This is a genomic window from Thermomonospora curvata DSM 43183 (assembly GCF_000024385.1).
GTDB lineage: Bacteria > Actinomycetota > Actinomycetes > Streptosporangiales > Streptosporangiaceae > Thermomonospora > Thermomonospora curvata.
The window spans coordinates 3672211-3685605 of sequence record NC_013510.1 but is presented as its reverse complement, the minus strand read 5'-3'; the positions used below and the strand labels follow the sequence as shown (position 1 = coordinate 3685605).

Sequence of the window (13395 nt, the reverse complement as noted above, 5' to 3'; positions counted from 1 at the left end):
TGGTTCCGCCGCGGTGCGAGGGAGTCCCTCACACACGATCCCGCGTAGCTCAATTGGCAGAGCAGCCGGCTGTTAACCGGCAGGTTATTGGTTCGAGTCCAATCGCGGGAGCCAGCTCAAGTCTTCTAAAGACGCAGGTCAGGCCCTAGCCGAGTGACTCAGGACAGGGCCTGTTTTCGTTTCCGTCCAACTGGCTGCCTGACCACGAGCCCCGGAGGCCGGGCCGGGACCGGCCGGATCCGGGGCGCCGTCTCCGTGACGTGCGTCCCGCTGCGGCCGGCGAACCGGGCGATCTCCTCCGCGGACATGCCGTTGTGCGGCGGCAGCGTTATGAACCCGCCGCTGATCCGGTCATGAGCGTGTGAATAGTGTCGTCTGTCACTGCTGGTGGATACAGTGCCGGCCATGACCGAGTTGGCGCCTGGGGTTTACGAGCATGTGGTGACCGGTGAGCTGCGGAGGCGGCTGCGGACGGTCGATGCGGAGCTGGTGCACCGGGACGGACTGGAGGCCGTGGACGCCGAGGAGCTGCTCGTCCGGCATCTGGCGGTGCTGACGCGGCGGGCGTTGCGGATCGTCGGGGAGCAGGGGGAAGGGGCGCTCGGGCGGCAGGTCGAGACCGCCAACCGGATCGCGGAGGCGATCGGGCGGCTGGTGCCGGGGGCCGTGGTCGAAGGCGACCGGGTGGCCGAAGAGGGACAGGTGCTGCTCGGGGTCGCCGGCGGACGGCTGCCCGATGGGACGGTGGCGTTTCCGCGGCGGCCCGAGATCCCGCTGTCGATGGGAGCGCTGCTGGTCAACGGGCGGGATCAGCCGCAGCTCGGCCGGGAGATCGCCAAAGAGCTGGCCTCGGCGGACCAGGTGGATCTGATCTGCGCGTTCATCAGGTGGCATGGGCTGCGGCTGATCGAGGAGGACCTGCGCGCCTTCACCGCCCGGGGCGGGCGGCTGCGCGTCATCACCACCACCTACCTGGGGGCCACCGAGCAGCGGGCCGTGGACCGCCTGGTGGAACTGGGAGCCGAGGTCAAGATCTCCTATGACGTGCAGCGGACCCGCTTGCACGCCAAAGCGTGGCTGTTCCACCGCCGCTCGCGGCTCGACACGGCCTATGTGGGCTCTTCGAACCTGTCGCGCAGCGCCATGCTGGACGGGCTGGAGTGGAACGTGCGGATCGCCCGGGCGGAGCAGCCGCACGTGATCGAGACCTTCGCGGCGACCTTCGAGGAGTACTGGAACGACCCGTCTTTCGAGGTCTACGACGATCCCGGGCGGCTGGCGCGGGCACTGGCCGCCGCGCGAGGAGAGCGGGCACCCGTCCCGCTGGAACTCGGAGGCGGGCATGTCGAGCCCTACCCCTACCAGCAGGAGATCCTGGACGAGCTGGAGGCGGCCCGGCAGGTGCACGGGCACTGGCGGAACCTGGTCGTCATGGCCACCGGGACCGGCAAGACCGTCGTGGCCGCGCTGGACTACCGGCGGCTGCGGCGGCAGGGCAAGGTCGACTCGCTGCTGTTCGTGGCGCACCGCAAGGAGATCCTGGAGCAGAGCCTGCGCACCTTCCGGCACGTCCTCGGGGACGGCGCGTTCGGGGAGCTGCTGGTCGACGGCCACCGGCCCGTCCAGTGGCGGCACGTGTTCGGGTCCATCCAGTCGCTGTCCCAGCTTCCCCACCTGGAGCCGGACCGCTTCAGCATGCTCATCGTGGACGAGTTCCACCATGCGGCCGCCGCCTCCTACGCCAGGCTGCTGGACCGGCTCGAACCGAATGTGCTGGTGGGGCTGACCGCCACCCCCGAACGCCCGGACGGCGAGGACATCCTGCGCTGGTTCGACGCAGGCCGTTTCACCGTCGAGCTGCGGCTGTGGGAGGCGCTGGAACGGGGACTGCTCGTCCCCTTCCACTACTTCGGCATCCATGACGGCACCGACCTGTCAAAGGTCGGCTGGCGGCGCGGCGCCGGTTACGACACCGAGGAGCTGACCAACCTCTACACCGGCCTGGACTCCCGGGTGGCCATGGTCGTCGAGGCGCTGCAGCGCAAGGTCGGCGATCTGAGCTGCATGCGGGCGGTCGGCTTTTGCGTGAGCATCGCGCACGCCGAGTACATGGCCGAAGAGTTCAACCGCCGCGGCATCCCCTCCCGGCCGGTCACCTCCAAGACCCCGCGCGAGGAGCGCGAGGAGTCCTTGTGCCTGCTCCAGGACGGCGAGCTGAAGGCCGTCTTCACCGTCGACCTGTTCAACGAGGGTGTGGACGTGCCGCAGATCGACACCGTGCTGTTCCTGCGTCCCACCGAAAGCGCCACGGTCTTCCTGCAGCAGCTCGGCCGCGGCCTGCGGCCGGCGCCGGATAAGGCCGTCCTCACCGTGCTGGACTTCGTGGGGCACCAGCGCAAGGAGTTCCGTTTCGACCGGCGCTTCACGGCGCTGACCGGCATTCCCCGCAGCCGGCTGCTCAAGGAGGCCGAGGCGGGCTTCCCCACGCTGCCGCCCGGATGCGCCATCGACCTGGACCGCGAGGTCAGCAAGATCGTCCTGGCGAACATCAGGCAGGCCCTGGGCCGGCGCCGCGCTGAGCTGGTCGGCGAACTGCGCGGAATGGGCGACCCGTCGCTGCCGGAGTTCCTCGCCGAGACCGGGCTGGAGCTGGAGGACCTCTACCGCGGCGGGCGGGGCGGCTGGGCCCGGCTGCGCCGGGACGCGGGCCTGGACGCCCGCCCGGTCACCTCGGCCAAGGACGACCAGGCGCTGGGCAGGGCGATCGGCCGCATGCTGCACGTGGACGACCCCGAACGCTTGCAGTTCCTGCGGGACCTGCTGAGCCGCCCGCAGCCGCCCCGGCCGTCCGGCACCGACCTGCGGCGCACCCGGCTGCTGTCCATGCTGAACACCTTCTTCGACGCCTCCAGGCCGCTCAGCGCCTTGGAAGGGCACCTGGAGCGGCTGTGGGCCAACCCGGCGCGGCGGGAGGAGATGCTCGCCGTCATCGATGTGCTGTGGGACCGGATCCGCCGGGTCACCCCGGTCGTCCCCGAGGTCGCGCACCTGCCGTTGCGGCTGCACGCCCACTACACCCGGGGCGAGGCCCTGGCCGCCTTCGGGATGGAGGTCACCTCGTCCATGGTCGCCGGGGTGCAGTGGCTTCCCGAGGAGAAGGCCGATGTCTTCCTGGTGACCATCGACAAGGACGAAAAAGAGTTCTCACCCACCACGATGTACAACGACCGGGCGGTCGACCCGACGCTCTTCCACTGGGAGTCCCAGTCCCGCACCCGGGAGGACTCCGAGACCGGCCAGCGCTACATCCACCACGTGGAGTGGGGCACCAGCGTCCACCTCTTCCTGCGCAAGCAGAAGGGCGACCCCTACACCTACGCCGGGCCGATGACCTACCAGGACCATGAGGGTGAACGCCCCATGCGCATCCACTGGCGTCTTGCCCATCCGCTGCCGCCGGAGGTGTTCCACTACGCCAAGGTGGGTGTCGGCTGAGCCGTGCCGTCCGGCCCGGACGGCACCGGTGTTCGGGCAGGTCAGGGGACGTGCGACACTGTTTTTTTCGTGTTCGGCGTCGTTGATCTTCCCACCTATCTCGCAGGGCTCATCGTCATCATCCTGCTTCCCGGGCCCAACTCCCTGTACGTGCTGTCGGTGGCGGCCCGGCGCGGGGTGCGGGCCGGGTATCTGGCCGCGGCGGGCGTGTGGTGCGGGGACGTCGTGCTGATGGTGCTGTCGGCCGCGGGGGTGGCCTCGCTGCTCAAGGCGAACGCCGTGCTGTTTGCGATCGTCAAGTACGCGGGCGCCGGTTACCTGACCTGGCTGGCCGTCGGGATGCTGCGGGCCGCGTGGGGGATGTGGCGGAGGCGGCGGGATCAGGCGGCGCGGGAGGCGCCGGCGCTCGCCGCCGATGAGCGGCCCTACCGGCGCGCCCTGGTGATCAGCCTGAGCAACCCGAAGGCGATCTTGTTCTTTGTGGCCTTCTTCGTGCAGTTCGTCGATCCCGGATACGCTTACCCGGCGCTGTCCTTTGTGATTTTGGGGGCCTTCGCCCAGCTGGTCAGCATCCTGTACCTGAGCGTGCTGATCTTCGGCGGGGCGAGGCTGGCGGCGGCCTTCCGCAGCCGCAGGCGGCTGTCGGCCTGGGCCACCTCGGCGGTCGGAGCCCTCTTCCTCGGCTTCGCCGCGAAACTGTCGCTGGCCGGCGTGTGACCTTCGGCCGGGGGTGGTGCGGTGAGCACGATCAGGGGTGTGCTGTTCGATCTCGACGGGACGCTGGTCGATCACGAGTCGGCCGCCGCCGACGCGGTCGTGGCCGCGCTGGCGGACATGGACGGGGCCGAGGGGGTCGAGCCCGCGGCGCTGGGACGGTTGTGGGTCGAGATCGAGCATGCGGCCATGGACCGCTACCTGGCCGGAGAGATCGGCTTCCAGGAGCAGCGGCGGCTGCGGGTCGCCCGGCTCAGAGCCGAGCTGGGGCTGCCGGCCTGGACGGACGAGCAGGCCGACGAGTGGTTCACCGGGTATCTGCGCGAGTACGAGCGGGCGTGGCGGACGTATCCGGACGCGCTGCCCGCGCTGGAGCGGCTGCGGCGGGAGCGGCCGGAGGCGGCGCTGGGGGTCGTCACCAACGGAAACGGACAGCAGCAGCGGCGCAAGTTGGCTCAGACGGGCCTTGCCGCGCTGATGCCGACGGTGGTCGTCTCCGGTGAGGTCGGGGTCGCCAAGCCGGACCCGGAGATCTTCCAGATCGCCTGCCGGCGGCTGGGACTGCCGCCGCAGGAGGTCGCCTACGTGGGGGACCGCCACCAGACCGATGCGCTCGCCGCGAAAGCGGCCGGGCTGCGAGGAATCTGGCTCGATCGCGGGGGAGAGAAAGGTGCGGACCCGGGCGTCCCGGTGATCGCGAGCCTGGCCGATCTTCCGGGCGTCCTCGCCCGGTGACGGTTGTAAAGGCCCCTGGGGGGCGCGAGCCGCGTGCGGCACGGCGTCCCGCCAGGGGCCTTGCCTGCGTCGGCGGACGGCGGCGGGCCGTGCCGGGCACCGCGTCATTTCACCGATCGGGCCTCGGCACCGTCCGGGATGTCCCCGAAGGCCCTCCGCGGCCGCGTCAGTGGGCCTTTTTCAGCACCTGACCCAAGCCACCGCGGACGGGCCTCGAGGTGTCCGGTACTGCGACGTTCCAGATCACAGTATCGGACCTGACTGCAACGTCCCCGTCTCAATCTGCGGAGACGGCGTGCTGCAGAAGGTTCAGTAGTCGTACCAGCCGTGGTAACGCCGGTGGTGCCACTTGTGGTGGTGCCACTTGTGGTGCTGCTGCCAACGGTCACGCTCGTTGTCGTTTTCGTTGGCATTGCCATTGAGGTTGTAGTTGTAGTTGTAAACGTAAACGTTGTTGCGGTTGCTGTTGCGGTTCCGCTTCCGCTTGCGGCGCCGGTCGCCGCCCAGCTGGACCTGGCCCACCTCCTGCTGACTTTGGGTGACCGCGACGGCGCCGCCCTGGACGGCCTGCTCCGCCGCCATGACGGGCGGCGCCGCCAGCAGGGAGCCGCCGAGGGCGGTGGACAAGAGGCCGACCATGGCCAGTCGTTTCGTCATCTGGGTCTCCTGCTTCGTTGCCGGAACTGCTTTTCTGCATATGGCAGCGACTCAGGGATAACACGGTCACGGGTAATTCCTGCAGTCGGTATCGGGTAAAGACTGCGCACTTGGTCGTATTCTTGCCGCCGGTCGGCCGTGCGGTGCGGGAAAGAGTGGCGAACCTTTCACTTCAAGAGGAGAAGCCGATATGGGGATATCTGCTCATTTCGGTGTAATTCGGTGAATGGATGGTGCGTCCGGCGCCGGCTGCGGGCGCGTGGGCGGCGTGCGGGGGTTCGCTGCGCTCCCGGGCGCCATGGGCCGTCCGGTGCTCGTGCCGTCCGGGACCGGCGGGTGGGAGATCACCGGCGGGTACGGCCGGTATTCCGCCCACCGAGGACGGCCGGCAGGTCATAGAGGGTGTCGACGGTCGTCCCCTCCCAGTTCCCCATGCCGCCGTAAACGCCGTGATCGACGCCGTCGGCCCGGACCCGGATGGTCTGCATGCCGACGGCCTGCGCGCCGGGCAGCTCGCCTCCCGCGCCGTCGGCGACGAAGACGCACCGTTCGGGGACGGTGTCCAGTGCGGCGGCGGCCAGCCGGTGGATCTGCGGGTCGGGCTTGCAGCATCCGACCGTGCAGGAGAACACCGGGGCGGTGATCTGTCGGGACAGCGGGTTGCCGTCCCAGAGCGCGGGGATCTCCGCCGAGCAGTTGCTGATCAGCCCCAGCCGCCGGCCGTCGGCCCGGAGCGCGTCGAGCAGCGCCGGCAGGCCGGGGTCCGGGGTGATCTGGCGGCGGGTGAAGTCGAGACGGCGCCGGGCGGCGTGGCGGACCGCCTCCTCGGTGGGGTTTCCGCCGACGCGGACGGCGAGCGCGGCGATGGTCTCCTCCAAGGAGCCCAGGGCTCCGCGCCAGCGTTCCCGGAAGCTGTTTTTGAACAGCTCGGCGAACAGAACGCGGTCCACGCCCAGGGCGTCGGCCATGGCATGCGACACCGCGTCCCGGCGCTCCCGCGAGCCGCTGGGCACCAGGGTGCCGAAGAGGCCGAACACGATCGCATGAAGACCGCCGGACAGACCGCGATCTTCTCATGGGGGCACGAAGGCGGCGCTTGGAAGAAGTCTGACCTGCGATGTCACGACCTCGGGCACTGTCTGGCCTCTCGTCCCGCAAGACCCCGTGCCGGAGGGATCAGCCGTGTCGGCCCGGCCGGGAGACCCGCGCGTCATGAGGCGGCGCAAAAGTCGTTGCCCGGTCACGGGGTGGGGACGCGACCGGGCAACGACCGGCCTTCGGAAACCGGAGGGCGGACCGAGGCGTCTTAGGCGACCAGGACCTCCCGGATCGGGCGGCGCGGAGAGGCCGGGGCGGGCGGGCCGTAACCGAAACGGATGATCATCTGGACGCTGCGGCCGGGCCAGTGGCCGCCGCCGGGGTCGCGCATCTCCTGCACGTCCAGCGGCTGGGTGAGGAACGAGGTGGCCACCCCGTGCCGGGTGGCGGTGAGCAGGACGCGCTGCAGGGCCTGACCGGCGCGCAGCCACTCGGCGGGCCCGTCGCCGTCGACGATCAGCGCGCCCAGCGTGGGCCGTTCTTCGAAGCCGCCGACCTCCCGGCCGCCGTCGCCGAAGCCGCCCAGGCCGAAGTCGCGCATGGGCAGGCCCCGCCCGGCGGAGCGGGGGCCGAAGGCGTAGGAGGGGATCCCCTCGGTGCGGGCGCGGCCGGTGGTCCAGCGGGCCAGCTCCTGGCGGTAGGCGGGGTTCTCGGCCAGCTCGTTGTCGGCGGCGGCGATCAGGTCCAGCAGCCGGGAGGTGGCCGGCTGCTCGAGGATGCGCAGCACCGCGCCCTCCCGCTGGGCGGCCTCCTCCAGCTCGTTGAGCACCCGGGCCGGCAGGTGGATGCGGTCATAGGGGTTGCGGTTGGTGCGCCGCTCGGTGATCGCGGCGTACAGCTCGCGCTGACGGGCCGACGGCTCGGTCCACGGCTCGCCGCCGACGATGGCCAGCAGGGTGTGCCCGCTGCCGGGGAAGGTCCGCACGATCGGGCGGTGCCCGGCGGTGCGCACCGCCAGCCGCAGGTTGAACAGGGCGGCGCCGCAGGCGATGTGCATGGCCCGGCCGCGCGGGTCGATCACCGGCACCGCCCGGTCGGGGTCCAGGTGCAGCTCCAGCTCACCGCCGCGGGAGCGGAACCACCAGGGCTGGCTGTTGTGCAGCGAGGGCGCGGCGATCGCCGCGGAGACCAGCCGGTGGACGCCTGCGCGGGACGCCAGGGGAACGGCCATCACATACCTCCGAGTGCGGACGCTGCCTGGTCTCCACGGTGGTCACTCGCCCTCCCGGTCCGTAGGGACCTTGGTCCCACCGGGCAGGGCCAGAGGTCGTCACCGGCCACGGGGATGAGAGCAGGTACCCCGGGGGGTATGCTGCAAGGCGAGTCGGATACCCCCGGAGGTATGCATGTTCTTCGCCCAGTACTACCTCGACTGCCTCTCCCAGGCCTCCTACCTGATCGGCGACGAGGGCACCGGCCGCGCGGTCGTGGTGGACCCCCGCCGCGACGTCTCCGAGTACCTGGCCGCCGCAAAGGAGCACGGGCTGCGCATCGAAGGCGTGATCAACACCCACTTCCACGCCGACTTCATCGCCGGGCACCTGGAGCTGGCCGCGCAGACCGGGGCGTGGATCGGCTACGGACGGCGGGCCGAGGCCGAGTACCCGATCCGCAAGCTCGCCGACGGCGAGCGCATCGAGCTCGGGGATGTGGTGCTGCAGGTCATGGAGACCCCCGGGCACACCCCCGAGTCGATCAGCCTGCTGGTCTTCGAGCACGCGGGCGATGAGGTCCCCTACGGGGTGCTCACCGGCGACGCGCTGTTCATCGGGGACGTGGGCCGTCCCGACCTGCTGGCCTCCCTCGGGAAGACCGCCGATGAGCTGGGCCGCATGCTCTACGACAGCGTCCACCGCAAGCTGATGGCGCTGCCGGACCAGGTGCGGGTGTTCCCCGCGCACGGGGCGGGCTCGGCCTGCGGCAAGAACCTGTCCACCGAACGGTGGTCCACCATCGGCGAGCAGCGGCTGTCCAACTACGCCTGCGCCCCGATGAGCGAGGAGGAGTTCCTGGCCATCGTCACCGAAGGGCAGCCCTCCGCTCCCGGCTACTTCGTCTACGACGCCGTGCTCAACCGCAAGGAGCACGGGCTGCTCGATGTGGACAAGCGCCTGCGGCCGCTGGAGGCCGGCGAGTTCCTGGCCCACCGCGCGGCGGGGGCGGTCGTGGTGGACGCCCGCCCCACCCAGGAGTTCGTCGCCGGGCACGTCCGCGGCTCGCTGCACGTGCCCGCCGACGGCCGCTTCGCCGAATGGGCCGGGACGGTGGTGGCGCCCGGCTCCCGGATCCTCGTGGTCGCCCCGCAGGACCGCGAAAAGGAGGTCATCACCCGGCTGGCCCGCATCGGCTTCGACGACGTCATCGGCTACCTGCGCGAACCCGAGGGCGCCTTCATGGGCATGCCCGAGGAGATCGCGCACGGTCCCCGGATGACCGCCCGGGAGCTGCGCGCCGAGCTCGACGGCGAACAGCCCCCGCTGGTGCTGGATGTGCGCAACGTCGGCGAGCTGCGCGCCGGGCGGATCGAGGGCTCCCTGCACATCCCGCTGGCCGAGCTGCCGGGGCGGCTGGAGGAGGTCCCCAAGGACCGCACCGTCGTCGCCTACTGCGCCGGCGGCACCCGCTCGGCCATCGCGGCCAGCCTGCTGCGCCGCCACGGCCACGCGCAGGTCCTCGACCTGATCGGCGGCTATGCCGCCTGGCGGGGCGCGCTGTCGCCGGCGGGCGCCTGACCTGCGCGCGGCCGGACGCGCACGGACGACGGCCCCATGCGCCGCGCCGGTGAGCGGGGGCGTCTTCCGGCTCGTCCGGGCCGCCGTATGCGCGGCCATCGGGTCTGGACGGGGGCGGCGGGGGAGCGTACCGTCAAGGACGCGAGAAATATTCATATTTGATCTTTCGGGGCGAGGAGTGCCCATGAACGGACCCCGCTCGTCCATGGCCATGACCGGCCGCACGGCTCCGGCCGCCGCCGCGCGCCGCCGCCGGCTGCGGCGCGCGGCGGCGGCCGTGCTCGCCTCGCTGACGGCCGCGGCCGGCCTCCCCGGCCCGGCCGCGGCCACCGCCGCGACGCCCCCCTCCGGCGCGTTCTCGGTGCTGACCTACAACATCGCCGGGCTGCCGGACTTCCTGTCCGGCAGCCACCCGTCGAGGAACATCCCGCTGATCAGCCCCCGCCTGGCGCCCTACGACATCGTCCACGTCCAAGAGGACTTCAACTACCACCGCGCCCTCTACGCCGGGGACAACCACCCCTACCGCACGCCCACCAGCGGCATCGCCGGCATCGGCAGCGGCCTGAACACCCTGTCGAACTTCCCCTACGACACCGGCGACTTCCAGCGCGTCACCTGGAAGGACTGCTACATCGGCACGGGCGACTGCCTGACCCCCAAGGGCTTCACGTTCATGCGCGTCCGCCTGGCCGAAGGCGTCTACGTCGACTTCTACAACCTGCACGCCGACGCCGGCAGCACCAGCCGCGACATCGCGGCCCGCAACGCCAACCTCGACCAGCTCACCGCGTTCATCCAAAAACACTCATCGGGCAACGCGGTCGTGGTCATGGGCGACACCAACACCCGCTACACCCGCACCGGCGAGCGCATCCGCCAGTTCGCCGCCGCCAACGGCCTGACCGACGTGTGGGTGAGCCTGATCCGGGGCGGCACCCCGCCGCCCGAAGGCGGCCCCGCCCCCGCCTGTGACACCGCCACCGTCGACAACTGCGAAGTCGTCGACAAAATCCTGTTCCGCGGCTCCAAGTTCCTGAAACTGAACGCCGTCCGCTACCGCAACGAACGCGCCGCCTTCCTGGACGAGGCGGGCGAGAGGCTGTCCGACCACGACCCCATCGCCGCCGACTTCACCTGGAAGGCCAGCCCGCACTACCGCTTCGGCGAACAGTTCGGCGGCCCGCACGGCGACCACTACAACGACATCGACGAAATCCGGCCCGGCGCCCGCCCCGTCCGCCTGACCATGCGCAGCGGGGCCAGGGTGGACCAGGTCGGCCTCACCCTGGACGACGGCACCACGCTCACCCACGGCGGCACCGGCGGCACGGCCGCCGCCCTGGAACTGGCCGCGGGCGAGTACGTGACCTCCGTCCACCTGTGCCGGGGCAAGCGCAACGGCAAAAGCCGCATCTTCTACGCCCGCTTCACCACCAACCGGGGCAACGCCCTCTCCGGCGGCACGACCACCTCCGACTGCCTCACCCGCACCACTCCGCCCGGCTGGCAACTGGCCGGATTCCACGGCCGCTCCGGAGCCGAAGTCGACAAACTCGGCTTCATCTACACCCGCCGCACCTGATCTTTCCGATTCCGGACAGGCCCGGCCGGCGACCTGCGGGTGTTTCGGCGCGACACATCCGACATAACAAAAAACCGACCTTCCCGTCATAGGCGGGGCGTAAGATCCCTCCTCCCGGGCTTTCGACGCCCGGCCGCCCGGTGGGCCGGGACGAACACCGGCGATTTCGGGACCGCCCCTTATCCCGGCAGGCCGAGCCGCGGCGAAAGGCGACGGGACGCCTCAGGATCGGAGGGTCATGAACAGGCGCGCGGTCATCGCGCTGTCCACAACGGGCGTGCTGCTGTCCGGGACGGTGGGGTACATCGTGTGGCCGGGGGACTCGGCGGCGACGCAGGCCGAGGCCGGACCCCGCCCCGGGCAGGTGCGCACGGTTCCGCTGCGCACGGCCCCGTCCGACCGCGAGCCGCCGCAGACCCAGGCGCCGCGATCGCCGAAGGCGCCCCCCGCCCCGGCGGCGAGCCCGGTCGCCGAGCTGCCCGCCGCGCGCACCGGGCCGTTCAGCATGGTCGGGGTCTCCTGGGACGACCCCGGCGCGAAACTGCACGGCTCGGTGCAGGTGCGCACCCGCGGCGCCGCCAGTGGCCGGTGGTCGCCGTGGCGGACCCTGCAGATCGACGACCACGACGCCCCCGACGCCGGTTCCTCCGCAGAGCGCCCCCGGCGCGGCGCCACCAAGCCGCTGTGGGTGGGGCCGTCGAACGGCGTCCAGATCCGGGTGACCGGCAGCGGGCCGCCGCCGGCGGGGCTGCGCGCCGAACTGGTCGACCCCGGGGACGGGCCGCGCGTGCCGCAGTCCGGGCCGGGGAGCGGGGAGCAGCCGGGCGGGGCCGCCGGCCAGAGCGCCGGGGCCGCCGCGGCACCGGCCCCGGTCATCGTCACCCGCGCCCAGTGGGGCGCCGACGAGAGCCTGGTCACCGGCTCCCCACAGTACGCCCCGGCCGCCAAGGTCGTCTTCACCCACCACAGCGCCGGCGGCAACGACTACGACTGCGCCGAGTCGCCCGCCGTCATCCGGTCGATCCTGCTGTACCACGTCAAGACCAACGGCTGGAACGACATCGGCTACAACTTCCTGGTCGACAAGTGCGGCACCATCTTCGAAGGCCGCAAGGGCGGCGTCGGCAAACCGGTGATCGGCGCGCACACCTACGGCTACAACACCGGCTCGGCCGGGGTGGCGGTGCTCGGCGACTTCACCGGCGTCGCACCGTCGGTCGCGGCCCAAAAAGCCGTCGCCCGCGTCGCGGCCTGGAAACTCGGCCTGCACGGCAGTGACCCCACCGGCAGGGCCACCGTGGCGGGCAAGAGCTTCAACACCATCTCCGGGCACCGCGACGGCGTGGCCACCGCCTGCCCCGGCGAGCTCCTGTACGGCCGGCTCGGCGCCATCCGCAGCCACGCCAAGCAGTGGAGCACCCCCGCCAAGCCCCCGATCGTGACCTCCATCACCGGAGCCACCGAGTCCAAGGGCACCTACTACACCAGGGGAGCGCTGACCATCGGCTGGAACCCGGCCGCCGTCTCCACCTATGAGGTGCTGCTGAACGGCAAGGTCCTGGCCCGCCGCAACGGGCGGGCGACCTGGGCGCAGGTGAAGGTGCCCGAAGGCGCCCACAAGCTCCGGGTGCGGGCCCGCAACCTGAACGGCACCACGGCGCTCTCCCCGGTCTACCCGGTGATCTCCGACGTCACCGCCCCGGTCTTCCGCACCGCCCCCGCGCTGCGGGTGCGCGGCGGCGCGGTCGGCGCCAAGGGGAAGATGCCGGTCCGGCTCACCTGGAAGGTCACCGACAACGTGCGGCTGAGGTCGCTGCGGGCCACCTCGCCCACCGCCAGGAACTTCAAGGTGTCGGCGACCGCCTGGGCGACGTCCGTCAAGCCGGGCGTCTCCCGGAAATGGACCCTGCTGGCCGCCGACACCCTCGGCAACAACACCCGGGCCTCCGTCACCCGGACCGCCGCGCTGGTCCACGACCAGTCCGCGGTGCGCCGCGGACGCTGGAAGGTCCTCACCACCAAGAGCTACCTGGGCCGCCGGGCGCTCTACAGCAAGACCAAGGGCGCCAGCGTCCGCTACGCCTTCACCGGCCGCTCGGTCGGGCTGATCTTCCGGCGGGGCACCGCCAACGGCGCCGTCCACATCTACGTCGACGGCGTCAAGGTCGCCACCATCGACACCAAGGCCCGCTCCACCCGCTACCGCCGCATCGTGTGGACCAAGAGCTGGAAGAGGCCCGGCAGGCACACCGTCCGGATCGTCGTGGCGGGCACCAAGGGCCGTCCCGCCGTGGTCACCGACGGCATCGCCGTCATCCGCTGACGCCGTCCGGCGAAACGGCCCCGCCGGGACGTTCCGGGCGGACCGGCGGCGGCGGG

9 protein-coding genes and 1 tRNA gene are annotated in these 13395 nt (G+C 71.4%); 7 read left to right on the top strand and 3 right to left on the bottom strand.

The window, feature by feature from the left end:
- Nucleotides 1-38 precede the first annotated feature (38 nt).
- The 4 genes from TCUR_RS15680 to TCUR_RS15665 all read left to right on the top strand — a co-directional run bounded on the left by TCUR_RS15680 (nt 39) and on the right by TCUR_RS15665 (nt 4944).
- Nucleotides 39-114: transfer RNA gene (locus TCUR_RS15680), tRNA-Asn, on the top strand.
- A 291-nt stretch (nt 115-405) separates the two neighbouring features.
- Entirely contained in the window at nt 406-3495 is a 3090-nt protein-coding gene (locus TCUR_RS15675) for a DEAD/DEAH box helicase (protein WP_012853507.1), read from the top strand.
- 69 nt (nt 3496-3564) lie between these two features.
- Nucleotides 3565-4212 (top strand): leucine efflux protein LeuE, encoded by a 648-nt coding sequence (gene leuE, locus TCUR_RS15670; RefSeq protein ID WP_012853506.1) that lies wholly within the window; start codon nt 3565-3567, stop codon nt 4210-4212.
- A 21-nt stretch (nt 4213-4233) separates the two neighbouring features.
- Nucleotides 4234-4944, top strand: coding sequence for an HAD family hydrolase (locus tag TCUR_RS15665; protein WP_012853505.1), 711 nt, complete (start codon nt 4234-4236; stop codon nt 4942-4944).
- A 309-nt stretch (nt 4945-5253) separates the two neighbouring features.
- Here TCUR_RS15665 and TCUR_RS15660 read toward each other — a convergent pair whose 3' ends face one another.
- The 3 genes from TCUR_RS15660 to TCUR_RS15650 form a co-directional block, all read right to left on the bottom strand.
- Nucleotides 5254-5601 carry a hypothetical protein gene (locus tag TCUR_RS15660; protein WP_012853504.1) on the bottom strand — a complete coding sequence of 116 codons (348 nt, stop codon included), beginning with the start codon at nt 5599-5601 and terminating at the stop codon, nt 5254-5256.
- Nucleotides 5602-5945: 344 nt separating this feature from the next.
- Nucleotides 5946-6638: an HAD family hydrolase gene (locus tag TCUR_RS15655; protein WP_012853503.1), complete on the bottom strand. Its 693-nt coding sequence runs from the start codon at nt 6636-6638 to the stop codon at nt 5946-5948.
- A 269-nt stretch (nt 6639-6907) separates the two neighbouring features.
- Nucleotides 6908-7870, bottom strand: a complete 963-nt coding sequence (locus TCUR_RS15650) for an Acg family FMN-binding oxidoreductase (RefSeq protein WP_012853502.1) — start codon at nt 7868-7870, stop codon at nt 6908-6910.
- A 175-nt stretch (nt 7871-8045) separates the two neighbouring features.
- On the opposite strand from TCUR_RS15650, the gene TCUR_RS15645 reads away from it, so the two are divergent.
- The 3 genes from TCUR_RS15645 to TCUR_RS15635 all read left to right on the top strand — a co-directional run bounded on the left by TCUR_RS15645 (nt 8046) and on the right by TCUR_RS15635 (nt 13339).
- The gene (locus TCUR_RS15645; RefSeq protein ID WP_012853501.1) at nt 8046-9431 is read left to right on the top strand and encodes an MBL fold metallo-hydrolase; all 1386 of its coding nucleotides are present in this window, start codon (nt 8046-8048) and stop codon (nt 9429-9431) included.
- Nucleotides 9432-9615: 184 nt separating this feature from the next.
- Nucleotides 9616-11016 carry a jacalin-like lectin gene (locus TCUR_RS15640; RefSeq protein ID WP_012853500.1) on the top strand — a complete coding sequence of 467 codons (1401 nt, stop codon included), beginning with the start codon at nt 9616-9618 and terminating at the stop codon, nt 11014-11016.
- A 238-nt stretch (nt 11017-11254) separates the two neighbouring features.
- On the top strand, nt 11255-13339 hold the full coding sequence (locus tag TCUR_RS15635) for an N-acetylmuramoyl-L-alanine amidase (RefSeq protein ID WP_012853499.1): 2085 nt from the start codon (nt 11255-11257) through the stop codon (nt 13337-13339).
- Nucleotides 13340-13395: the final 56 nt, after the last annotated feature.